This window comes from Streptomyces sp. NPDC048483, assembly GCF_040651455.1.
Classification (GTDB): domain Bacteria; phylum Actinomycetota; class Actinomycetes; order Streptomycetales; family Streptomycetaceae; genus Streptomyces.
On record NZ_JBEZJZ010000063.1, the window covers coordinates 1 to 22,773 of the forward strand.

At 69.5% G+C, this 22,773-nt stretch carries 21 protein-coding genes and 2 pseudogenes; 14 read left to right on the forward strand and 9 right to left on the reverse strand.

Annotated features, from left to right (window positions below):
- Positions 1 to 253, reverse strand: a pseudogene (locus AB0D04_RS27120) (hypothetical protein); the annotation flags it as partial.
- 693 nt (positions 254 to 946) lie between these two features.
- Here AB0D04_RS27120 and AB0D04_RS27125 point away from each other — a divergent pair.
- From AB0D04_RS27125 to AB0D04_RS27135, 3 genes are all read left to right on the forward strand, one after another.
- Complete coding sequence (locus AB0D04_RS27125; protein WP_362708219.1) at positions 947 to 1,618, forward strand: transglycosylase SLT domain-containing protein; 672 nt, start codon at positions 947 to 949, stop codon at positions 1,616 to 1,618.
- Between the two features lie 344 nt (positions 1,619 to 1,962).
- Complete coding sequence (locus tag AB0D04_RS27130; RefSeq protein ID WP_362708222.1) at positions 1,963 to 2,820, forward strand: lysozyme; 858 nt, start codon at positions 1,963 to 1,965, stop codon at positions 2,818 to 2,820.
- 236 nt (positions 2,821 to 3,056) lie between these two features.
- On the forward strand, positions 3,057 to 3,455 hold the full coding sequence (locus tag AB0D04_RS27135) for a spore-associated protein A (protein WP_362708224.1): 399 nt from the start codon (positions 3,057 to 3,059) through the stop codon (positions 3,453 to 3,455).
- A gap of 65 nt (positions 3,456 to 3,520) precedes the next feature.
- Here the strand turns inward: AB0D04_RS27135 and AB0D04_RS27140 are convergent, their stop codons facing one another.
- Together AB0D04_RS27140 and AB0D04_RS27145 are read right to left on the reverse strand one after the other, a co-directional pair.
- The gene (locus AB0D04_RS27140; protein ID WP_362708226.1) at positions 3,521 to 3,910 is read right to left on the reverse strand and encodes a VOC family protein; all 390 of its coding nucleotides are present in this window, start codon (positions 3,908 to 3,910) and stop codon (positions 3,521 to 3,523) included.
- A 107-nt stretch (positions 3,911 to 4,017) separates the two neighbouring features.
- Positions 4,018 to 5,103 carry a LacI family DNA-binding transcriptional regulator gene (locus AB0D04_RS27145; RefSeq protein ID WP_362708228.1) on the reverse strand — a complete coding sequence of 362 codons (1,086 nt, stop codon included), beginning with the start codon at positions 5,101 to 5,103 and terminating at the stop codon, positions 4,018 to 4,020.
- A gap of 246 nt (positions 5,104 to 5,349) precedes the next feature.
- On the opposite strand from AB0D04_RS27145, the gene AB0D04_RS27150 reads away from it, so the two are divergent.
- The 6 genes from AB0D04_RS27150 to AB0D04_RS27175 all read left to right on the forward strand — a co-directional run bounded on the left by AB0D04_RS27150 (position 5,350) and on the right by AB0D04_RS27175 (position 15,132).
- Complete coding sequence (locus AB0D04_RS27150; protein WP_362708230.1) at positions 5,350 to 6,642, forward strand: extracellular solute-binding protein; 1,293 nt, start codon at positions 5,350 to 5,352, stop codon at positions 6,640 to 6,642.
- A gap of 26 nt (positions 6,643 to 6,668) precedes the next feature.
- Entirely contained in the window at positions 6,669 to 7,562 is an 894-nt protein-coding gene (locus tag AB0D04_RS27155) for a sugar ABC transporter permease (RefSeq protein ID WP_362708233.1), read from the forward strand.
- Positions 7,559 to 8,440: a carbohydrate ABC transporter permease gene (locus AB0D04_RS27160; RefSeq protein WP_362708235.1), complete on the forward strand. Its 882-nt coding sequence runs from the start codon at positions 7,559 to 7,561 to the stop codon at positions 8,438 to 8,440. The genes AB0D04_RS27155 and AB0D04_RS27160 overlap by 4 nt, the downstream gene beginning before the upstream one ends.
- Before the next feature lie 54 nt (positions 8,441 to 8,494).
- Positions 8,495 to 9,754, forward strand: a complete 1,260-nt coding sequence (locus AB0D04_RS27165; RefSeq protein ID WP_362708237.1) for a glycosyl hydrolase — start codon at positions 8,495 to 8,497, stop codon at positions 9,752 to 9,754.
- Between the two features lie 82 nt (positions 9,755 to 9,836).
- Complete coding sequence (locus AB0D04_RS27170; RefSeq protein WP_362708239.1) at positions 9,837 to 11,987, forward strand: endo-beta-N-acetylglucosaminidase; 2,151 nt, start codon at positions 9,837 to 9,839, stop codon at positions 11,985 to 11,987.
- A gap of 70 nt (positions 11,988 to 12,057) precedes the next feature.
- Positions 12,058 to 15,132: a glycoside hydrolase family 38 C-terminal domain-containing protein gene (locus tag AB0D04_RS27175; protein ID WP_362708241.1), complete on the forward strand. Its 3,075-nt coding sequence runs from the start codon at positions 12,058 to 12,060 to the stop codon at positions 15,130 to 15,132.
- Here AB0D04_RS27175 and AB0D04_RS27180 read toward each other — a convergent pair.
- Positions 15,104 to 15,406: a hypothetical protein gene (locus AB0D04_RS27180; RefSeq protein ID WP_362708243.1), complete on the reverse strand. Its 303-nt coding sequence runs from the start codon at positions 15,404 to 15,406 to the stop codon at positions 15,104 to 15,106. The two genes, AB0D04_RS27175 and AB0D04_RS27180, sit on opposite strands and share 29 nt — an antisense overlap.
- 191 nt (positions 15,407 to 15,597) lie before the next feature.
- Here AB0D04_RS27180 and AB0D04_RS27185 point away from each other — a divergent pair, with 191 nt between their 5' ends.
- Positions 15,598 to 15,792 carry an antitoxin gene (locus AB0D04_RS27185; RefSeq protein ID WP_362708245.1) on the forward strand — a complete coding sequence of 65 codons (195 nt, stop codon included), beginning with the start codon at positions 15,598 to 15,600 and terminating at the stop codon, positions 15,790 to 15,792.
- Positions 15,793 to 15,894: 102 nt separating this feature from the next.
- A complete protein-coding gene (locus AB0D04_RS27190; RefSeq protein ID WP_362708247.1) occupies positions 15,895 to 16,464 on the forward strand; it encodes a GNAT family N-acetyltransferase in 570 nt (189 codons plus the stop codon).
- A 77-nt stretch (positions 16,465 to 16,541) separates the two neighbouring features.
- Here the strand turns inward: AB0D04_RS27190 and AB0D04_RS27195 are convergent, their stop codons facing one another.
- From AB0D04_RS27195 to ligD, 4 genes and pseudogenes are all read right to left on the reverse strand, one after another.
- Positions 16,542 to 16,745: a cold-shock protein gene (locus AB0D04_RS27195; protein WP_362708250.1), complete on the reverse strand. Its 204-nt coding sequence runs from the start codon at positions 16,743 to 16,745 to the stop codon at positions 16,542 to 16,544.
- 235 nt (positions 16,746 to 16,980) lie between these two features.
- On the reverse strand, positions 16,981 to 17,823 hold the full coding sequence (locus AB0D04_RS27200) for an endonuclease (RefSeq protein WP_362708252.1): 843 nt from the start codon (positions 17,821 to 17,823) through the stop codon (positions 16,981 to 16,983).
- A 269-nt stretch (positions 17,824 to 18,092) separates the two neighbouring features.
- Positions 18,093 to 19,346, reverse strand: a pseudogene (locus AB0D04_RS27205) (lipid II flippase MurJ); the annotation flags it as partial.
- Positions 19,347 to 19,428: 82 nt separating this feature from the next.
- Positions 19,429 to 20,325, reverse strand: coding sequence for a non-homologous end-joining DNA ligase (gene ligD, locus AB0D04_RS27210; protein ID WP_362708254.1), 897 nt, complete (start codon positions 20,323 to 20,325; stop codon positions 19,429 to 19,431).
- Positions 20,326 to 20,365: 40 nt separating this feature from the next.
- On the opposite strand from ligD, the gene AB0D04_RS27215 reads away from it, so the two are divergent.
- Both AB0D04_RS27215 and AB0D04_RS27220 read left to right on the forward strand, forming a co-directional pair.
- Entirely contained in the window at positions 20,366 to 21,439 is a 1,074-nt protein-coding gene (locus AB0D04_RS27215; protein ID WP_362708256.1) for a Ku protein, read from the forward strand.
- A 58-nt stretch (positions 21,440 to 21,497) separates the two neighbouring features.
- Positions 21,498 to 21,881 carry an RNA-binding S4 domain-containing protein gene (locus AB0D04_RS27220; protein ID WP_362708259.1) on the forward strand — a complete coding sequence of 128 codons (384 nt, stop codon included), beginning with the start codon at positions 21,498 to 21,500 and terminating at the stop codon, positions 21,879 to 21,881.
- Between the two features lie 20 nt (positions 21,882 to 21,901).
- On the opposite strand, the gene AB0D04_RS27225 is transcribed toward AB0D04_RS27220, so the two are convergent.
- Positions 21,902 to 22,339 (reverse strand): YchJ family metal-binding protein, encoded by a 438-nt coding sequence (locus AB0D04_RS27225; RefSeq protein WP_362708262.1) that lies wholly within the window; start codon positions 22,337 to 22,339, stop codon positions 21,902 to 21,904.
- A 212-nt stretch (positions 22,340 to 22,551) separates the two neighbouring features.
- Between AB0D04_RS27225 and AB0D04_RS27230 the strand changes: the two genes are divergently transcribed.
- On the forward strand, positions 22,552 to 22,746 hold the full coding sequence (locus AB0D04_RS27230; protein ID WP_362708264.1) for a hypothetical protein: 195 nt from the start codon (positions 22,552 to 22,554) through the stop codon (positions 22,744 to 22,746).
- Positions 22,747 to 22,773 lie beyond the last annotated feature (27 nt).

Genomic DNA, 22,773 nt, shown 5'->3' on the forward strand with positions numbered 1-22,773 from the left:
GGAGGCGGCCGGCGCCCTCAAGGGCCTCGGACTGCGCACCCACATCGTGGAGTTCAACGCCCGGCTGATGGACGGAGCGCTTGTCGAGGCGGGCGTGACGGTGGTCGCCGTCGTAGCGCTTGTGCTGGCTCTGGCTCTGGCTGTGGTGCGCGCGCTGGCCGTGCTCGGGAGCGGGCGCCGCGGCGGCGGCACCCGTGGCGAGGATGCCTGCCACCATGGCGCCGGTGAGAACAGTGGATACACGACGGAGCATGAGCTTTCCCTACGGTGAGTGAGTGGGGGACTACTGCTTGCGATCTCACCATCCGGCACGCGCGGCCCGGCTGCCACACGACAGCCCGCATGCTGCTGCGAACGGACCATCAGCACCGCCGTTTCGCCGTAGTGAAACTCCCTGACGGGCTAGTGCGCCGGGCCGACTCGAGCGGCATGACTTACCGCACCCTGCGCCGTGCGCACAGCGGGAATCCAACACCCCTGGGCGCCCGCGGAAGTGGCCTGTGCCACTTTTATGGAATACGGGTGTGCCGCATTACGGATTCAACTCGGATTCCCCTCCCCGCAGCCGGGTACACGGCCGGTACGGGAAAGCCCAATTCGCATGTGAGCCAGGCAACTTTGGCGCGGTACGGGAAGCGGATTCGGGGCTCCCAGAGGTGATGCCGGGCACAGGGCGTACGTCACGTACGACCTCTGCTAGTTGGCTAAATTCCGGGCCACAGGCGAGAAATGAGCCCGGCTCCGGGAATCACGCACCTTCTCACGAAGACGCCTAGTACAAGCCGTCATTGCCAGCTGCTGGGGCGTTCGCTAACTATGGATTTGCGCCGGGAACGAGCCAGCGAATTCCGCCCCTAAAGGCGAACGCGGCACATAGCTCTCGGACTCTCTACGCGCCGTAGAAGGCCGCCTCCCCGTCCCCAGTACCTGGAAGAGGTCACTCCGTATGCCTAGCTTCACCCTGACCCGCACCGCCCGCATTACCCGCATTACCCGTACGCACAAGGTCGCCACCGCCGTTCTGGTCGCCGCCGGCGCCACCACGGCCCTGGCCGTCACCGCCCAGCCCAGCACCGCCCAGGCCGCCCCCGCGCACGCCCCGGCCGCGGTCAAGCCGGTCAGCGCGAACGGAATGCCGGCTGCGGTGCAGGCCAAGGGCGACGCCCCCAAGGCCGAGCACCCGGCGATCGAGTCCGTCGCCGCCCAGGTCAAGGCCAAGGACGCCCCGAAGAAGGCGCACACCGCGAAGCAGGCCACCCACCGCTCCGCCGAGCGCAAGGCCGAGCCCAAGCAGTACGCGAACAACCTGGACGGCTGGATCCGCGAGGCGCTGGACATCATGGACGCCAAGGGCATCCCCGGCTCCTACGACGGCCTCCACCGCAACATCATGCGCGAGTCCTCCGGCAACCCCAACGCCGTCAACGACTGGGACATCAACGCCATCAACGGCATCCCCTCCAAGGGCCTGCTCCAGGTGATCCAGCCCACCTTCGACACCTACCACGTCGCCGGCACCCCCGATAAGCTCACCGACCCGGTCGCCAACATCACCGCCGCCGCCAACTACGCGGCCGACCGCTACGGCTCCATCGACAACGTCAACTCCGCCTACTGAGCCACCGGCATCAAACGGAGAACCCTCCGCGGACAGCCGGCAGCGACCGGCTGTGCGTACGGCGGGACAAGGTGAAGAGGCCGACAGGATGGTCGGCAGAGGCAGTGCGAAGCGGCGGAATGGCGCGTTCGCCGCTGCGCAGCGAAGCGGGCCCCGGCAACTGCCGGGGCCCGCTTCGCGTGGGGATATGACGACCAGTCGGGTGAGATGCCCCGGCCGGTCGGCGGACGGAAGGCCGGTCCGGTCTTAGTCGTGGTCGGTTCAGCATATAAGTCTTCTTATCGGCAGGATTCTGCTCAAATTCCGCCGTACCTGACCCAACCGAAGGACTTCGGAGGCACGCGATGCCCTTGCGCAGATCCGGTCCGGCCCGCCGCACGCGCCATATCACGGCCGGAACTTTCGTCTCTCTCTTCTCCGTGCTCGTGCTGCCCCTCGCGCTGCCCGGTTCCGCTGGGGCGTCGGACGCGGGAAAAGGACCCGCGCACCCGGAGCAGGACTGGATGGGCTCCACCATCGCCGCCCACGAGGGGGGCGACCGGGCCGGAGGTTCCGAGCCTCGCTCGACCCGGCCCGCCGTGTCGGGTGTGGACGTCTCCAGCCACAACGGCAACGTCGGATGGTCGGCGCTGCGCGAGGGCGGCGTGAAATTCGCGTACGTCAAGGCCACGGAGGGCCACAACTACCGGAACCCCTACTTCCTGCAGCAGTACAAGGGCGCATACGACGCCCGCCTCATCCATGGCGCGTACCACTTCGCGCTGCCGGACCACTCCAGCGGTGCCGCGCAGGCGAATTACTTCGCAAGTCACGGCGGCGCCTGGTCCAAGGACGGCAGGACGCTGCCGGGGGCGCTCGACATGGAGTACAACCCGTACGGTTCGACCTGCTACGGCAAGAGCCACGCGGAGATGGCCGGCTGGATCGCGGACTTCGCGAAGACCTACCGGGCGAAGACCGGTCGCGATGTGGTGATCTACACCTCCACCAACTGGTGGAAGCGGTGCACCGGCAACTCGGCGCAGTTCGGCAACAGCAACCCGTTGTGGATCCCGCGCTACGGCGGCTCCGTCGGCGCGCTGCCGGCCGGCTGGAAGTTCCACAGCATCTGGCAGCACACGTCCTCGGCGCCGAAGATCGGTGACCGCAACCGCTTCAACGGTTCGTTCGCCCGTCTCAAGGTCCTCGCGAACGGCGGCTGATCCCGCGACAGCCGCGACAACGGCCGGTCCCCGACGCCCTCTTCGGCGCCGGGGACCGGCCGTTGTGCCCAAGTTGATTCGGGCTTTGGAGAGTTGCGGTACAACCATCCCGGTACGTCCGCTGTCCAACACTGCGACCTGACCACGCGACGCATACACCCGGCGGGGGTATTCCCATGAAGCGTTCTCGTGCCATCGCAGGATCTGCGGTGCTGGCCGTAGCAGGAATTGCCACAATGGCAACGGCCACCACCGCCTCGGCCGCACCCGCAGGCGCAACTGCCGCCTCGTACAACGGGGCCTGTGGCAGCGGCTACAGCGTAGTGAATTCCGTACCGGTCACCGGCAAGGGGACCGTGTACCTGACGTACAGCGCCAAGACCGGGAAGAACTGTGTCGTGACGGTACGGAACAGCCCGGGTAAGCCCGTGTACATGTACACCTATCTCGCACCGAGCGACGGAAGCACCGAAACGGTGTACGACAGCGGCGAATACACCTCCTACGCCGGCCCGGTGTATCTGGCGGCCAAGGGGCTGTGCGTCGACTGGGGCGGCACGATCGAATCCGTCAGCGTGAGCGTCTCCGGCTCGAACTGCGGCCGGATGGCGGCGGGTGTCGTGACGCATCACTGATCGGGCATTCATCGGGGGAGCGGACCGCGTCGGCCCGCTCCCCCTTTTCCGCTACCTGGCGCGGCTCACGCCTCGAGATTGCCGTACGGCTGGGTGAGGAGTTCCATGGCATGGCCGGCGGGGTCCAGGAAGTACACGCCGCGCCCGCCGTGGTTGTAGTTGATCTCGCCCGGATGCTGCTGCCGGGGATCGGCCCCATACATCAGCCCGGCCTCCTTGATACGCGCGAACGACGTATCGGACTCGTCCTCCGAGGCGAGGAAGGCGTAATGCTGGGTCGTGATCAACTCGGGGTCGACGGTGGCGAAGTCCAGCGTGACACCATTGCTGGTGTCGACCGGAATGAACGGACCGGCTTCCGTCCCGACCTGCAAACCGAGGATATGCGCCAGGAATTCGGCCAAGGCCCGGTTGTCCCGGGCGGAAATGATGGTGTGATTCAACTCGACTGACACGGTGGAATGCCTCCAACGGGCATCTCCCGGGCACCTCCACGCCTCACCCGGCCGGTGACCGACGCGCGATGCCGTAGGGCAATCCTCAACACGGGCGGGCGGCGCTGTCACGGTGCGCCGGTGCTCTCCCGGGCCTCCAGGTGCGGCAGTTCGCCCTGCACGGTGCGCAGCGGTCCGCCGTCGAGGACGGCGAGGAGTTCCTGGGCGGCGAGCCTGCCGAAGCCGGGGGTGTCGCGTACGAGGGCGGTCAGGCGGGGGTGGGTGACCCGGCACAGCGGGGAGTCGTCCCAGGCCACGATCGACAGCCTGTCCGGTACGGGGATTCCGCGCTCGGCGGCGACCGAGGCGCCGGCCACGGCCATCACATCGTTGTCGTAGATGATCGCGGTGGGCGGCTCGGCGGCGTCGAGGATGCGGCGGGTGGCCTCGGCCCCTTCGGCGTCGGAGTAATCGGTGGTCACCGAGCGCACCTGCCGGTCGTCCAGGCCGCGCAGGTCCGCTTCGGTGCGCAGCGAGCGGATCCGGCGCTCGGTATGGGCCAGGCCCGGCAGGCCGGCCACGTGCACAATACGGCGGTGCCCGAGGCCGTAGAGGTGGTCGACGAGCCGGGCCATGGCCTTGGAGTCGTCGGCCCAGACGGTGGAGAGCAGGGGGCGCGTGCGGGGCGCGTCCGGAGGGTCCGGTGCCGGTTCGGCGTGGCCGCCGACGACGACGGCGGGGAGGCCGAGCGAGGCGAGCAGCTGCGGGCGCGGGTCCTGGGTGCGCGGGTCGACGACGAGGACGCCGTCGACGCGGCGCTCGGCCCACCAGCGGCGGTAGAGCGCGCATTCGGTCTCGAGGTCCGCCACGACCTGGAAGAGGAGCGCGATCTTCCGGGCGGCGAACACCTCCTGGATGCCGGAGACGAGCTGGAGGAAGAACGACTCCACGCCGAGGGTCTGGGCGGGGCGCGCGAGCACGAGGCCCATGCAGCCCGCGCGTTCGCCGGACAGGGCGCGGGCCGCGCTGTTGGGCTGCCAGCCCAGTTCCTCCGCGACGCGCCGTACCCGGGCGCGGGTGTCCTGGGAGACGCCCGGCCGGTCGTTGAGCGCGAAGGAGACGGCGCTCTCCGACACACCGGCCCGGCGGGCGATGTCCTTGATCGTCGGGCGGCGTGCCGGCTTACGGCGAGCGGCCTCACCGGGCGCTGTCATGGCGGGCTCTCCTCGTGACCTAAACCGCATTAGTGCGGTCAGTCTGATCAGCAGGGAGGGGCATGTCAACCGGCCCTCCGACCACACTTCGCGTACCGGGGTATTGACACTCACTAAAACGCATTAGTACGGTCTGCCGCATCGTTACCCGGGGCGGCTGTCGCGCAGCAATTCTGCTTGTTTCTGGTCGGAAAAGTCAGGACAGAAAGTCAGGGCAAGAGGTCATAGCGAAGGAGCCAGCCAGCCATGCGTATTTCCCGCCGAACGGCCGTGGTCAGCGCAATCATGTTGACGTCTTTGCTTGCGCTGACCGCCTGCGGGACTCCGGAGAACTCCGGTGGATCGGACAGCGTCTCGGGGAAGGTCGAGGGAAAGGTCACCTTCCAGACCTGGAATCTCAAGGCCAATTTCAAGGATTACTTCGAGGGGCTCATTGCGGACTTCGAGAAGAAGTATCCGGATACCGAGGTGAAGTGGATCGACCAGCCGGCCGAAGGGTATCCGGAAAAGCTCAGCGCCGATGCGGCGGGCGGCACCCTCCCCGATGTCGTCAACGTCTCCCCCGACCTCGCCTGTCCGCTGGCCAAGGCCGGTCTCGCGCTGGACCTGGAGAAGGCCGCCGGCAGGTACCGCGGGGAGTATCTCGAGGGGGCGTGGCAAAGCCAGAAGATGCCGGGGATGCCGGGCGTCTATGCCTTCCCCTGGTATCTGAACACCGGGCCGATGTTCTACAACAAGGAGCTCTTCCGGCAGGCCGGTCTCGATCCGGAGAAGCCACCGAAGACATACCACCAGCTCTTCAAGGACGCCCTTTCGATGGCGCGGAAGAGCGGCCGGAAGACGGCGATGCTCGCGAGTACACCGTCCATCGAGGATTTCGGGCGGTACGGCGTACGGCTGATGAATGCGCAGGGTACGGAGTTCACCTTCAACGAGCCCAAGGGCGTCGAGCTGCTCCGGCACTACAAGGAGCTGTATGCGGCCGGGGCACTGGACTCGCAGGCGCTCACCGCGCAGGCCGAGTCCGCCGGGCGGAAATTCGAGCAGCAGTCGGTGGCCATGAATCCGGGCAGTGCGCTGGACCTGCAGAATTTCAAGAAAGAGGCGCCGAGCCTCTATCGGCACATAGGGATCACGGACACGGTCAACAACACCGGTAAGGCCAATATGTATGTCCAGGGCCTGATGGTGAATGCGCAGAGCAAGGTGAAGCCCGCGGCCGTGGCGTTCGCGCACTTCGTCACGGACCGGAGGAATCAGATGGCCTTCGCCAAGGAGGTCACCATCTTTCCGAGCACCCGGGGGTCGCTGGACGATCCGTACTTCACCAAGGAGGACGGCACCGACGCGACCCGGGTACGGGTGGCCTCGGCCACGTCGCTCAAGACCGCGGTGAACTACACGCCGGTGCTGCTCAGCGACCAGATGAAGACCGTGCTGCGCAATGCGGTCGCCAAGGCCGTCCAGGGCAAGCAGTCCCCGAAGGCGGCGCTGGACGGTGCGGTCGCCGAGTGCAACCGTCTGCTGAAGACGGGCTGAGGCCCACCGCGATGAGGCCCACAGTGATGACGGAGAAGCACCGTGGAATCCGTACGCACCGTCCCGCCGGCCCCTGGCTGTTCCTGGCTCCCGGGCTGCTGATCGTCGCCGCATTCGGGCTGTATCCGTTCCTGAGCACCGTGGCGCATTCCTTCACCGATGCGCGCACGCTCACCGAAGGGCACTTCGTCGGCGGCGCCAATTACCAGGAGCTGATCCATGACGCGATGTTCTGGACGGGGCTGCGCAACAGCCTGCTCTATGTCCTGGGGGTCGTACCGCTGCTGGTGATCCTGCCGCTGCTGCTGGCCCTGCTCGTGCGGCGGCACATCCCCGGGATCGCCTTCTTCCGGGCCGCGTTCTACACCCCCGTGGTGGCGTCCGTCGTCGTGGTCGGGCTGATCTGGGTCTGGCTGCTGGACGACCGTGGGCTGATCAATGCGCTGCTGGAGAATCTCGGCTTCGGCAAGGTCGGCTTTCTCAGCGATCCCTGGCTGCTGCTGCTCAGCGCGATGGCGGTGACGGTGTGGAAGGGCCTCGGCTACTACATGATCATTTATCTGGCGGCGCTGGCCCATGTCCCCCGTGAGCTGCACGAGGCCTGCGCGGTCGACGGTGCGGGGGCGGTGCGCCGCTTCCTGACCGTGACCGTGCCGGCGGTGCGGCCGACGATGGTGCTGGTGGGGGCGCTGTCCTCGGTGGGCGCATTCAAGGTGTTCTCCGAGGTCTATCTGATGGCCGGTCCCACCGGCGGCCCCGGCGGGGAGGACACCACCTTGGTGATGCTCGTCCAGCAGGCCGGCACGGGGCTCAGCGGCCGGGTCGGCTATGCCTCGGCGCTGTCCGTCGTCGTCTTCGTCATCACGCTGGGACTGATGCTGCTGGTGCTGCGCGCCAACCGGAAGGAGGACGCGGCATGAGCACCCCGCGCAGGCAGCGCCGCAGGGAACGCGAGCGGCAACGCGCCGAGCGTCGGATGCCCGGATGGCAGCTGGCGCTGCGGTATCTGCTGCTGCTGTCGGTCCTGGCACTGACGGTCGGGCCGTTCCTGTGGCAGCTCTCCACCTCCCTCAAGGGCCCCGGCGAGGACATCTACCGCTACCCGCCGAGCCTGATCCCCCATCAGGCCACCCTCGCCAACTACGCCGGCGTCGCACAGATCATCCCGGTCTGGGACTTCGCGCTGAACTCCTTCAAGGTCGCCACCGCGAATGTACTCACCAACTGCGTGGGCGCCGCGCTCGCGGGCTACGCCCTGGCCCGGATGCGCTTCAAGGGCCGTAAGACCGCCCTGGTCGTCTTCATCATGGCGATGCTGGTGCCGGTGGAGAGCATCATGATCGCCCAGTTTGTGACGATGCGGGAGCTCCAGCTCAACAACACCCTGGTCGGTGTGCTGCTGCCCGGCTGTATCGGCGCGATGAATGTGCTGCTGATGTGCAATGCCTTCGCGGGGCTGCCGTACGAGGTCGAGGAGGCCGCGTTCGTCGACGGCGCCAATGCCTGGCAGCGGTTCGTACGGATAGCTCTGCCGTCGGTCAAGGGCACCCTCGCCGTCGTGGCGATCTTCGCCTTCATGGGTGCCTGGGACGACTTCCTCTGGCCGTTGATCGTGCTGAGCGACCAGTCGAAGTTCACCCTGACCATCGGTCTGAACTTTCTGCACGGCACGTTCGCGGACAACCAGCGGCTGGTCGCAGCCGGCACCGTGGTCGCCGTGCTCCCGCTGATCGTGATGTTCGCCTGTCTGCAGCGTTATTTCTTCCGCGGTGTCGGCGAGGGAGCCGTCAAGGGCTGACGCCGTCGCCGCACTCCCCCGCTGCCGCCCTCACAGGAAGCGCAGGAAGCCCCCGTGCCTCACACGCATCATCGAGTGCGCTTCGGCGCCAACTACACGCCCGCCCAAGGGTGGTTCCATCACTGGCTCGACTTCGCTCTGGACTCCGTACGCGCCGACCTCGACTCCCTCGCCGGCCTCGGCCTGGACCACATCCGGGTCTTCCCCCTCTGGCCGCTCTTCCAGCCCAACCGCACCCTGATCCGGCCGCGCGCCGTGGAACAGCTCGTCCAGCTGGCGGACGCCGCGGCCGAACGCGGCCTGGACGTGGCCGTCGACGGCCTCCAGGGCCACCTCTCGAGCTTCGACTTCCTGCCCGCCTGGACGCAGACCTGGCACCGCCGCAGCCTCTTCACCGACCCCGAAGTACTGGCCGCCCAGGAGGAGTATCTGCACACCCTCGCGGCCGCCCTCGCCGACCGTCCGAACTTCCTCGGCATGACGCTCGGCAACGAGATCAACCAGTTCTCGGACGGCCCGCACCCGGACCCGGACCGGATCACCGGCGCCCAGGCCACTGCCTGGCTGGAACGGATGCTGGCCGCCTGCGAGCGGGGCGCGCCAGGCCGGATGCATCTGCATGCCGCGTACGACGCCGCGTGGTACCGCGACGGGCATCCCTTCACGCCCGCCCAGGCCGCCCGGCTCGGCCCCGCGACCGCCGTGCACTCCTGGGTGTTCAACGGCACCGCTCAGCGGCACGGCCCGACGGGCACCGCCACCGAGCAGCACGCCGCGTATCTGATCGAGCTGTCCAAGGCCTGGGCTCTGGACCCGCACCGCCCCGTATGGCTCCAGGAGGTCGGCGCGCCCGCCCCGCACATCCCCGAGGACCGGGCGGCGCGCTTCACCGAGGCCACCGTCGTCAACGCGCTGGACTGCCCGGACCTCTGGGGCGTCACCTGGTGGTGTTCGCACGATGTGTCGCGGTCGCTCGCGGACTTCCCCGAGCTCGAGTACGGGCTGGGGCTGCTCGGCAACGACCGTACGGTCAAGCCGGCGGGGCGGGCGATCGCCGCGCTGGTCGAGGAGTGGCGCGGCCGGGCGCACCGTCCTGCGACGCGGAGCACCGCGCTGGTCGTCGATGCCGGCGGGGCCGAGGCCGCGCCCTACCGCTCGGTGTGCGCACCCGGCGGCGCCGTCTTCGAGGCGTGGGCGAGGCTCACCGCGCAGGGCGTCCGCCCCTGTCTCGTACTGGCCGAACTGGCCGCGGATGCACCACATTTGACGTCCCGTGGGATCACCGAGGTCCGCACGCCGGACGAGGTCGGCTGAGGCCGAGCGAGGCCGACCGACGTCGAGCGACGTCGAGCGAGGCCGACCGTGAGAGCCACTCCCCCACCCCGAGGAGCCCGTCATGCCCCAGCCTCCCTTCCCGCCGTCCCGCCGCCGTGTGCTCCTGGCGGGGGCGGGCGCCGCGGCCGCCCTGGTCGGGTCGTCCCCCGGTGCCGCGAGGGCCGCCGACCGGCCCGCCCGGCCCCGTACCGGCGCGGATTCCCTGCAGCCGTATGCGTCGTACTGGTTCCCCGACTCGCTGCCGGCGGGCACGCCCGGCGACGGCATCACCTGGCGCAGCCTGGCCAGGTGGACGCCGGAGGGCGACCGGGATCTGGCGTTCAACACGGCGACGGTGCCGCTCGCCGAGCGGTTCACGCCGGTTCCGGCGAACACCACGGCCCGCGCCGGCCAGGCCCGGATCAGCGCGCTCGCGGCCTTCGACCACACCGCGGGCAACCCGTCGCAGGGCTCGGCCACCGCCGACCGCTACGCGCCGACGCACTGGGCGTACCTCGATGAGCTGGTGTTCTGGGGCGGCTCGTCCGGCGAGGGGCTGGTGCTGGCCCCGAACGCCCCGGTGATCGACGCGGCGCACCGCAACGGCGTCCCCGTACTGGGCACGGTCTTCCTCCCTCCGGTCGCCTTCGGCGGTGAGCTGCGCTGGACCCGCGATCTGGTGCAGAAGGATGCGGCCGGGCGCTTCCCGCTGGCCGCGAAGCTGGTGCAGGTGGCGACCGTGTACGGCTTCGACGGCTGGTTCGTCAACGCCGAGACCGACGGCGGGGATGCCGAGCTGGCCGCCGATATGCGCGGCTTCCTGAAGGCGCTGCGCGCCGCGGGGGCCGGCCAGGGGTTGCGGATCACCTGGTACGACGCGATGAATGTGAGCGGCCGGGTCGGCTGGCAGGGCGCACTCAATGACCACAACCGGGCGTTCTTCCAGGACGACGCCGGACCGGTCGCCGATTCGCTGTTCGTGGACTTCCGCTGGAGCGCGCAGACTCTGGCGGACTCGGGGCGACTCGCGGATCAACTGGGCCGCAGCCGCTACGCGTTGTGGGCGGGTGTCGATGTCGAGTCCGCGGGCTGGGACACCGCAACGGACTGGGACGCGATCATCCCGGCCGACCACGACCATGTCGTCTCGTACGGCTTCTACCGTCCCGAGTGGACCCTCCAGCACCTTCCCGAGGGGCGCACCCCCGGCCAGTTCCACGCCGCGGACGACCAGTTCTGGTCCGGCGAAGCCCTCGACCCGACCCGGCCCGCACCTGCCCGGCGGGAGGGCACGGCAAGCGCCATGGGCACCGCCAGCACCACCGGTACCGGCGCCGACGCCGGCTGGCGGGCCCCGGCTGCCGCGGTCGCCGACCGATCGACGCTCACCGCGCTGCCGTTCGCGACCTCCTTCAACACCGGTCACGGCCTTCGGTGGTACGAGGACGGCGCGGCGGCATCCGACGCGCCGTGGAACCATCTCGGCCTCCAGGACCGCCTGCCGCCCCGCCGCTGGCCGATCCGCACCGACGGCCAACGCCCCGAAATGTCACTGGACTTCACCGATGCCTGGCGCGGCGGCAGCAGCCTGCTGGTACGGGGCGCTCTCGACGCCCCCGCGACCGTGGAGCTGTTCCCCGCCCGGCTGCCGACCGGCCCCGGCACGGTCGTCGATCTGACCCATCGCACCGACGCGGCCTCGGGCCCGGTCATCGTCGAGATGGCCGTCGCCCTGCGGGAGCCGCCGGCGCCGGGCGAGCCCGCCCCGTACGCATACCTGCCCGCAGGGGCCGTCGAGGCGGGCGGCGGCTGGCGCACCGTGTCCGTTGGGCTCGACTCCCTCGGCTCCGGCACCCTCCACGCGCTGGGCATACGGCTGACCGGCCGCGACGGCGCCGCGGTGGCGTGGCGGCTGGGGGCACTGGCGGTCCGCACGGGCACCGGGCGGCCGTCCGCTCCCCGCGCGCTGACGGTCACCGACGCCGCCACGACGGAGGGCACGGCATCACTGCGGCTGAACTGGCAGCGCGCCGCCGGCCCCGTGCGCCACTACGAGCTGCATCGCCGGCTCCCGGACGGGTCGCGGCGTTTCCTCGGCGGCACCTGCGGTACGGCCTTCTACGTCCCCGGGCTGCGCCGCGAGCAGAGCGAGCCCGCCGTCCAGCTCGAAGTCCGCGCCGTGGATGAGCTGTTCAGCTCCTCGGAGTCTGCCAGGACCCAACACCCTTGGTGAGCACGAAGACCACACACCCACACCCACACCCACACCGACGCCCCTCCCCACTCCCATGGAGCCGTCTCCCATGCATGACGATCGCGCACTGGTCGAAGCCCGTCTCACGCGTGTGCTGAACGAGCGCATCCGGCCTGCCCTGTATCCGGACTCGGTCCCCCTGGATGTCGCGGCCTGGGTCGCGCCGGGGATTGGGGGCTCCCCTGCTCGAGTCGGTTCGAGAGCTTGGGGAACGGTGCCCGTCGCGGAAGGGCTGGCGGCGGTGCACTCCCCGGTGGCCGTGGGCGATATGTGGGGTGCGCCCTGGGCGACGACCTGGTTCCGGGTTCAGGGGCGGGTGCCAAAGGAGTGGGCCGGGCGCACCGTGGAGGCGGTGCTGGACCTCGGGTTCGATGAGCGGATGCCGGGATTTCAGTGCGAGGCGCTCGTGTACACGCCCGACGGCAGTCCGGTGAAGGCCATCAATCCGCGCAATCAGTGGGTGCGGGTGGGGGCGCCGGTGCGGGGCGGCGAGCGCGTCGAGTGGCATCTGGAGGCCGCGTCCAACCCGGTGATCCTCGACGTCCCGCCCTTCCGGCCCACCCGGCTGGGCGACCGGGAGACGGCGGGCAGTGAGCCTCTGTACCGGCTGGCGCGGATGGATCTGGCGGTGTTCGACACCACGGTGTGGGAGCTGATCCAGGATCTCGAGGTGCTCGGCGAGCTGATGCCGGAGCTGCCGGTGGACAGTCCGCGGCGCTGGGAGGTACTGCGGGCGGTGGGCCGGGCACTGGACCTCGTGGACCTTCAGGACGTCAACGGGTCGGCGGAGCGGGCCCGTTCGGCACTGGGCGATGTCCTGGCGGCGCCCGCGGCGGCGTCCGCGCACCGGATCAGCGCGGTCGGGCATGCGCATATCGACTCGGCGTGGCTGTGGCCGCTGCGGGAGACCGTACGGAAGGTGGCGCGTACGGCGTCGAACATGACGGCGCTGCTGGAGGACGAGCCGGAGTTCGTGTTCGCCATGTCGCAGGCGCAGCAGTACGCGTGGATCAAGGAGCACCGTCCGGAGGTCTACGCCCGGGTCAAGAAGGCCGTCGCGGACGGGCGGTTCGTACCGGCGGGCGGGATGTGGGTGGAGTCGGACACCAACATGCCGGGTTCGGAGGCGATGGCCCGTCAGTTTGTGCATGGCAAGCGGTTCTTCCTGGAGGAGTTTGGTGTCGAGAGCGACGAGGTGTGGCTGCCGGACACCTTCGGCTTCGCCGCCGGTCTGCCCCAGATCATCAAGGCGGCGGGCGCGAAGTGGCTGCTGACGCAGAAGATCTCCTGGAGTCAGGTCAATGCCTTCCCGCATCACACCTTCCGCTGGGAGGGCATCGACGGCACCCGGATCTTCACCCACTTCCCGCCGGTGGACACCTACAACTGTCAGATGGCGGGCGGTGAAATCGCCCATGCGGCAAGGAATTTCAAGGACAAGGGTGTGGCCCGGCACTCGCTGGCGCCGACCGGCTGGGGTGACGGGGGTGGCGGTACGACCCGCGAGATGATCGCCAAGGCCCGCAGGCTGCGCAGCCTGGACGGTTCGGCCGTGGTGGAGTGGGAGAAGCCCGCCGATTTCTTCGCCAAGGCGGAGGCCGAGTACCCCCAGGCTCCGGTGTGGGTGGGCGAGTTGTATCTGGAGCTGCATCGCGCGACCCTCACCAGCCAGGCGAGGACCAAGCGCGGCAACCGCCGCAGCGAGGCACTGCTGCGCGAGGCGGAACTGTGGTCGGCGACGGCGGCCGTAGCGGCCCAACACCCTTACCCTTACGCAGCGTTGGACCGCCTATGGAAGACCGTACTGTTGCACCAGTTCCATGACATCCTGCCGGGTTCGTCGATTGCCTGGGTGCACCGCGAGGCGGAGAAGACGTACGCCGCGGTCGCCGTCGAGCTGGAGGGCATCATCGCGGCGGCGCTGGGCGCGCTGGCCGGCGGCGGGAGCGGCGGTCTGGTGGCGAACTCGGCGCCGCACGCCCGCGGCGGGGTCGCGGCCGGCGCCATCGGCGCAGCGGTCCAGGACGGATCCGCGGTACGCGCCGAGTCCCGCCCGGACGGCGGATTCCTCCTCGACAACGGCCTGTTGCGCATCGGGATCGACGGCCGCGGCCTGGTCGTCTCCGCGTACGACCTCGCCGCCGGCCGCGAGGCCGTCGCACCCGGTGGCACGGCGAACCTGCTGCAGATCCACCCCGACTTCCCCAACATGTGGGACGCCTGGGACGTGGACTCCTTCTACCGCAATGTCGTCACCGATCTCACCGAGGCGGACGAGGTGGTGCTGAGCGAGGCGGCGCCGGGGGCCGCGACGGTACGCGTCACCCGCTCCTTCGGTGCCTCACGGGTCGTACAGGAACTGTCCCTGGCGCGGGGACGGCGGCGCCTGGACATCGCCACCGAGGCCGACTGGCACGAGACGGAGAAGTTCCTCAAGGCCGCCTTCCCCCTTGACCTGCACGCCGAACGCTACGCCGCGGAAACGCAGTTCGGGCATCTGTACCGGCCTACGCACACCAACACCAGCTGGGAAGCGGCCAAGTTCGAGGCGTGTGCGCACCGTTTCGTCCAGGCCGAGGAGCCGGGCTGGGGCGTCGCGCTGGTCAACGACTGCCTCTACGGCCATGACGTCACCCGCACCGTCCGGGACGACGGCGACCGGGGTACGACCACCACCGTACGGCTCTCTCTGCTGCGCGCCCCGCGCTTCCCCGATCCCGAGACCGACCAGGGCCGGCACCGTTTCCGCTACGCGCTCGCCCCCGGCGCGACCCTCGCCGACGCGGTACGCGAAGGCCATCGCATCAACCTGCCCGAACGGCGCATCACCGGCGCCGGCCCCGTAGCGCCGCTGATCTCGGTCGACAACGACGCCACGGTCGTCACGGCCGTCAAACTCGCCGACGATGCCGGCGGCGATGTGATCGTCCGTCTCCACGAGGCCCACGGCGGGCGGGCCAGGACCGCACTCACCACGTCCTTCGCCCTGGCCGATGTGGTCGCCACGGACCTGCTGGAACGCCCGACGGCGGAGGGCCCGGCGGTGGAGCGGGAGGGCAACACGGTGCGGATGGCGCTGCGGCCGTTCCAGATCGTCACGTTGCGGCTGGTCCGGGAGGGCTAGCCTCGGCGCAGGTGTCGCGGCGGGTGTCGGTCCGGCGCTCGCGTCCCGTGCCGCGCTCGCGTCCGGTTCCGGGCTCGGGGTCCGTTCCCGGGCCGTCGGCCGCCTCGTGGCAGGGATCGCCGGCCGGGTCCAGACCCAGCATGTCCATCAGCAGGGACAGATCGTCCGCGTCGCGCGCACGGCCGGCCAGTGCCCCTCGGGCGAGGCGCCGTTGCTCGTGGGACGGCATGCGGCGCGGCGCGGTGTCGTCGGAGGTGCACTGTTCATCGCTCACCGCTGCATTCTCGGCCGGGCGGCGGCGCCGTGCCCGTCGGGCGGGCCGATGGACTGTCGTCACGAATCCCGGATCGGCCTGGCCCGATCGGGTGACTGCGGGGGTGTGCGGGACTGCGGTGTGCGGATGCAGATCATGCGAGCGGGGGCGATGCTGGAGTCGTGGGGGGACCGTGGTGAGGAGGATGCCGCATGTCCATGATGGACAAGATCAAGCAGATGCTGAAGGGCCATGAATCGCAGGCCGACAAGGGCATCGACAAGGCCGGGGACACCATCGACGACAAGACCCAGGGCACGTACAAGGGGCAGATCGACACGGGCCAGGACAAGCTCAGGGAGCAGTACGGCACGCCGGGGGACCAGGACCGGCCGCCGCAGCCCTGACCACGCCGCGCCGCGCCGTTGCACGGCGGCTCACCGCTTCATCTCCGTCGCGGGCGCTCCCTCGGACACGCCCGCGCGGTGCCGTGCTCGTAGGCTGAGCGGATGATCACCGCGTCCGTGCAGCTCACCTCCGACGTTGTCATGCGGCCCGCCACACAGGACGATGCCGCCGGCCTCGCCCACGCCTGTCTTCGGAGCCGTGACCATCTCCGGCCCTGGGAGCCGGACCGCGATGAGGCCTTCTACACCCCCGCCGGGCAGTCGGAACGGCTGCGCGCGCTGCTGGCCGACCGGGAGGCGGGGCGCGGGATCCCCTGGGTCCTCGAACGGGAGGATGCCGCGGCGGAGGCCGGCATCGTAGGGGCGATCTCGCTGTCCGGCATCGTGCTGGGCCCGCTGCGCAGCGGCAATGTCGGGTACTGGATCGACGCGGGCGAGGTGGGGCGCGGGCTGGCGTCCGCCGCGCTGGCCCGGGTCTGTGCGGCGGCCGACACGGAGCTGGGCCTGCACCGGCTGGCGGCGGGCACACTGCTGGACAACCGTGCCTCGCAGCGCGTGCTGGCCAAGTGCGGGTTCGAGCCGTACGGCATCGCCAGGAACTACCTGCACATCAATGGGGCCTGGCGCGACCATCGGATGTTTCAGAAGATCCTCCACGACCGTCGTCCTTGAGCGCCTCGGGGCCCGGCCGCGGAATACCACGGCGCCCGTTCCCGGTACGGGACGGGCGCCATGGCCGGGGGCGGCGATCAGGCCGGGCGGATGCTTTCCGCCTGGGGGCCCTTTTGGCCCTGGGTGACCTCGAAGCTCACCTTCTGGCCCTCCGAGAGCTCGCGAAAGCCCTGGGCGTCGATGTTCGAATAGTGCGCGAATACGTCGGCGCCGCCGCCGTCCTGCGCGATGAATCCGAAGCCCTTTTCGGAGTTGAACCACTTGACGGTGCCGGTAGCCATAGAACCTGTCTCCTTCGTCAAAAAATCGGGCCTGAATCGGCTTCCGCGACCTGCGGAACCCGGAGGTGATCGCCCTGGCCCGGAGACGCACTGCACAGCAAGAACGCCCGTGAATGCGACACGGGCGCCCGGCACTTCGGAACCACGACAGCTGATCAGGACGCTACACCGAGCGACGCCCATCCGCCCGCAATGCCCGCCCCGGTGGCGGCGCGGATGTCTCGCGAGGTGGCTGCTACCAGATCTCGTCGACCCACTCGGGGTGGTCGATGAACGGGTTCCGGTTGTGCTGGTACTTGTCGAATATCACCTGGTTGCGGTGCTGTTCGAAGGCGGACGGCGGGTCCTGGTCGCTCCACTGCTTGAGTACCGAGATCCGCCCGATGTTCGGCGCGGAGCCGTTGTCCACCTTGTCGTTGGGCTCCAGGTCGGGGAACCCGTCGCCGCCGTCGTAGCGGACCGCCATGTAGAGGATCATCCGCGCGACATCGCCCTTGTCGGCGTCGCGGGGCTCGAAGGAATCGCCGTCGGTGTAATTGCCCGGCGCCTCGCCGACCTCCGTACCGCCGTTGTCGAAGTCCTTGTTGCCGCGGGTGCTGTTGACCGACACATCCGACGGTCGGAGATGGTGGATGTCGGTGCCGGGACCGGTGGCCGTACCGAAATCGCCATGGGATTTCGCCCAGACGTGCTCGCGATTCCAGTCGTCCGGATCGGCGCCGTTGGAATTCTTGCTCTCCGAGGTGCCGGAATACAGCAGAATGACGTTCGCGCTGTTGGCCGGGTCCTCGTCGGTGTCCTTGAGGGCGTCCCAGACCTGGGAATAGCTCAGTTTCCCGGTCTGGGTGCTGCTGATGATCTGGTGCAGCGAATTCTTGAGTTCCTGGCCGGTCTTTCCTATCGCGTCCTTGTAGTACGTGTCGTCGTACGTGGCGACGGATCTGCTGTGCGCCGCCGTACCGGTTGCCGTACCGGCCGTGGCGGTGGCCGGGATCTGTACGGCGAGCGCCGCCAGCGCGGTGACGGCGGCCACGGTCAGCGCGGTACGGCCGCGGCGGGTCATGCGGGTGTTGTCCACGGATGGTGTCCTCTCCCCGAAATGTGGCACCGAGCCGTGAAATGTGGGGGCACGACCGGCACCGGCCGTTGGGTATACGGCCGCAGAAAGCTTTCCATCACGGCATTCACCGCAGTGTGAACACAGGGAGAGAGTTATGTGTTTACGCGGTGAGCAACCGGCAACTGGGCTGATGGCACGTCAAAGGCGGCAAGCCGGTGAATTTCTCATGTTCCGTCAGGAAACCCCTCAGGAAATGTCGCCAGGAAAGGTCACGCAGCGTACCGCCTTCATCGCAGACCCGGCAGGCTCCGCAATTCCCCGATGTCAGCAGACGGGCCGGCGCCAGGAACAACAAGGCCATGGCGCCCCCGCCCGCGACAAGACCCAGCACCGGAATCCAGCCGGCCGGGAGGGCCACCCCGTCGCAGGCGCGCACCGCCGGCCGGCCCAGCGCGCCGGCCACGGCTGCGGCCACGGTCAGCTTGCCGCAGGTGCGGCACAGCCGGCGGCCGTCGAGGCGTCCGGAGAGCCGGCGGTGCAGCAGCAGAGCGGTGGCGAGCATGCCGATGCCGTACGCGACGGTGTAGGCGGCGGCCATACCGGTCACCGCCCGGCGGGCAGGCAGGAGGCAGTGACAGGCGGCGGCCAGGGCGATGTTGACGGCGCTGATGCAGACGGCCATCCAGAAGGGCGTACGGGCGTCCTCGAGCTGACGCGCAGCCCGCGGGACAGGTCGTCGCGCAGGCCGTCCAGCCGGCGTTCGGTGGCCGCGCGGCTCATCCGCGGCAGCAGGGCCGTGACCAGCGAGACGGTGACGATGGACTGCGGCAGGTTCCAGAGGGTCTGGGCGTCGAGTGGTTCGCGTATCCGACGCCGGCGTCGGGGAGTTACTGGTCGGCGGCGGTGGCGAAGCGGGAGACGACGGTCATCGCGACGAGGTTGGCGAGCACGAACAGCAGGGTCCAGCGGGCGGCCACGATGCTCTTGCGCAGACCGTGGCCGCGCCAGTCGAAGCGCGGCCGGAAGCGGAAGCCTGCCGCGCGGACGAAGGGGATCAGGGCCAGGCCCTGCAGGGCGATGCCGCCGGTGGTGGCGGGGCCCAGGAGGTTGATCTGGGCGGGCGAGATGTCCTGGACGCGGTCCGGTCCGGCCGGCAGGCCCATGCAGAGGCCGAACATCGTGATCAGCACGATGTTGTTGAGGACGGGCGTCCACATCATGGCGCCGAACGTGCTTCTGGCGTTGAGGACTTGGCCGAGGATGAACAAGAGGCCGTAGAAGAAGATCTGCGGGAGGAGGAAGCGGGCGAAGACGACGGTGAGCTCGAAGGCGGCGTGTGCCTTGGGGGTGTCAGGCAGGTAGATCTCGACGATCGACGGTGCGGCCCACACCGCGAGCGCCGTTCCGGCCGCGAGCACGCTCAGGACGAGGGTGACCAGCCGCTGCTCGAAGGCGCGGCCGCCGTCCGCGTGCTCGGCCCTGGCCCGTACGAGCTGCGGCACCAGCACCGAGTTCAGGGCGCCGCCGATCATCAGGGTGTAGGCGCGGGCTGCGCCGACGATGCTGTGCTGCGTGTTGCCCCCTCCACCATCTGATCAATCCACGGTCCGCAGCGGCGTGCTCTTACCAGGGGCCGTTGGGGAGCGGACGGGCGCGGCCGGGGTCGAGGAGCGGGGTGAGCAGATCGCCGTGCCGGGCGAGGCGGGGCGCGATGTCGTCGAAGAGGAAGGTGAGTTGGCCGGGGTCGGTGCAGTCGGCGATCTCGTCCCAGGTGACCGGGGCGGAGACGGTGGGGGTGGGGCGGGCGCGCAGGGTGTAGGCGACGGCGGTGGTCTTGGCGGCGGCGTTCTGGGAGAAGTCGATGAAGACCTTGCCGGGGCGCAGCGCCTTGGTCATTTTGTGGACGACCAGGTCCGGGAGGGCTGCCTGTGCCTCTACGGCGAGGCTTCTGGCATAGGCCGTGGTGCGCTCCGACGGGGTCGGTTCGATGGGCACGATCAGGTGCAGGCCCTTGGCACCGCTGGTCTTGGCGTAGGTGTCGAGACCGTCTGTGGCCAGCCGGCGGCGCAGCCACTGGGCCGCGGCGCAGCATTCCACGACGGTGGCCGGGGCGCCGGGGTCGAGGTCGAAAACGAGACGGTCGGCAGAGCCGGGCGCCCCTCTGGTCCATTGGGGTGCATGCAGCTCGACGACGAGGTTGGCGGCCCAGACCAGCGAGGAGAGGTCCTGCACCAGGACCTGGCGGGTGGGCCCGGAGGACGAATGGGGCACCTCGCAGGTCTGCACCCAGGCGGGGGTGCCGGGCGGCACGTTCTTGGTGAAGAAGCGCTGGCCGTCGGGCCCGTCGGGGTAGCGCAGAAAGGAGAGCGGGCGGTCGCGGAGGTGCGCGAGGAGCGGGTCCGCGGTGATGGTGTAGTAGTGCACCACCTCGCCCTTGGTCGTGCCGGTCCCGGGATAGATGACCTTGTCGAGGTTGGTCAGCGAGAGGCGCCGCCCCTCCACGACGGTGATCGGCGACATACGATGAGAATCCCACAGATCACCCGGCAGGGGATGAGAGATGCGATCTATCTGGAATGGGTCCATATCGTTCGGTCTGGTGACCATCCCTGTGAAGACGTACAGCGCGACCGACCGCACCTCGTCGGTCTCGTTCGTGCGCATTCATGAGAAGGACGGGGCGCAGATCCGGTACCGCAAGATCTGTGAGCTGGACGGGGAAGAGGTGCCGAACGAAGAGGTCGGCAAGGGCTATCCGGCGCCGGACGACGACACCCTCGTGCAGATCACCGACGAGGATCTGGCCCGGCTGCCGATGCCGACGGCCAAGACGCTGGCGATCCTGGCGTTTGTCGACGCCGCCGAGATCGACCCGCTCCAGATGGACAAGGCCTACTACCTGGGCCCGAACGGGTCCTCCGCCACCAAGCCGTACGCGGTGCTGCGGGAGGCGCTGGAGCACCAGCACAAGGTCGCGATCGGCAAGGTGGCGATGCGCGGGCGGGAGTCGCTGGCGATGCTGCGGGCGTACGACGGGGCGATCGTGATGCACACGCTGCTGTGGCCCGACCAGGTCCGGCCGGTGAGCGGTGCCGGGCCCGGCACCGACGTCAAGATCCGCGAGAACGAGTTCAAGCTCGCCGGGACGCTGATGGATTCCCTGGGCGAGCTGGACCCCGACGAGCTCCACGACGACTACCGCGAGGCCGTCGAGCAGCTGGTCGCACAGAAGCTGGAGGGCGGGGCGCCGGTCGCGCCCGACACGTCGGGCGGCGGCCAGGTCATCGACCTGATGGCCGCGCTGGAGAAGAGCGTCGCGGCGGCCCAGGGACGCGGCGGGGCGGAGGCCGGGCGTCCGGGATCCGTCACGCCGATACGGGGGCGAAAGGCGGCAGAGAAGGCCGGGACGGCGCCGGCCGGGAAGAGCGGCGGCGCAAAGGAGACCGCGGAGAAGACGGCCACGAAGGCGACAGCGAAGAAGACGACGGCGAAGAAGGCACCCGCGAAGAAGACGGCGGCCGCCAAGAGCACCGGCGCGAGCGGGGGCACGAGCAGGACCGCGGCCAAGGCCGGCGCCAAGAGCACCGCCAAGAAGCCCCCGTCGAAGCGGGCGGGCAAGAAGGCCTCCGCCTGACACGAGCGCCTCCGCTTAATCCGCGCGCGCCCGCCCCCGCGCGGCCTAGAGTCGTGTCATGGCTTCAGACGAGGGGACCACCACCCGCATCGACAGCTGGATCTGGTCGGTGCGGCTCACCAAGACGCGGTCACAGGCCACCGCGGCCTGCCGTGCGGGGCACGTACGCGTCAACGGTGACCGGGTGAAGCCGGCGCACGCCGTGCGCAGCGGTGACGAGGTGCGGCTGCGGATTGCCGGCCGGGAGCGGATCGTGGTCGTCTCGAAGCTGGTGCGCAAGCGGGTGGGCGCGCCCGTCGCCGCGGAGTACTTCATCGACAACAGCCCGCCGCCCCCGCCGCGCGAGGAGGTCCCCGCCGTCGCGACGCGGGACCGTGGCGCGGGACGTCCCACCAAGCGTGAGCGCCGTGAGATCGAGCAGCTGATGCTGCGCGGCCAGTAGAGGCGGGTGACGGGGTCGGATTACGCGGGCGGCGCCTCGTCCACGTAGAGCCACTGGCCGTTCTCGCGGACGAAGCGGCTGTTCTCGTCCTGGCTGCCGGTCCGGCCCTGCAGCGTGTAGTGCGCGCGGAAGGCCACCGTGCCCTCGGTGTGGAAGGCGGTGCCGCCGGTGGTGGCGAGGATCTCCAGGCCGGTCCACCGCTGTCCCGCGACGCATTCCAGGGTGCCGGGCCGGGTCGACGGATGCCAGGTACGCAGCAGATATCCGGCGTCGCCGACGGCGAAGGCGCTGTAGCGCGAGCGCATCAGCCGCTCCGCGGTGGGGGCGGCGGCCCGCCCTTCATGGCAGGCGCCGCAGCAGTCGCGGTAGGCCGCATCGCGTCCGCAGGGGCAGGGCGAGGCGGGGGTCGCGGCGGCGGGGGTCGCGGCGGCCGGGCGGCGCGGCTTCTTCTTCGACACCCCCCGATTGTGCCGGAGTCCGCGGGGGCGCCGGGCGGCGGGACCCGTGCGCGACACGCGAAGCACAGTTCCAGGCGACGCGCCCTACAGACGGGGCCCGTTTGGGGGGTTTCAACGATAAATCACCCATTCGCAGCTTTTGATGGCTTGATACTTGCTGTGAGGTTGGAAGAACTCATGGTGATCGTCCCCACCACCCAGGAGAGAACCCCATGATTCTGTCCATTTCCGGCGTCATCCTGCTCGGCGTCATCGTCTTCCTCTTCTTCCGCAAAGACGGCCTCAAGATTTCCCACGCGCTGGTCTGCGCGCTCTTCGGGTTCTACCTCGCAGGCTCCGCCATCGCGCCCAGCATCAAGGCCGGCGGCGCCAGCCTCGCGGGTCTCCTGGGAGGGCTGAAGATCTAGCCCGCCGCACCGCCCCGGCTCGCCGCC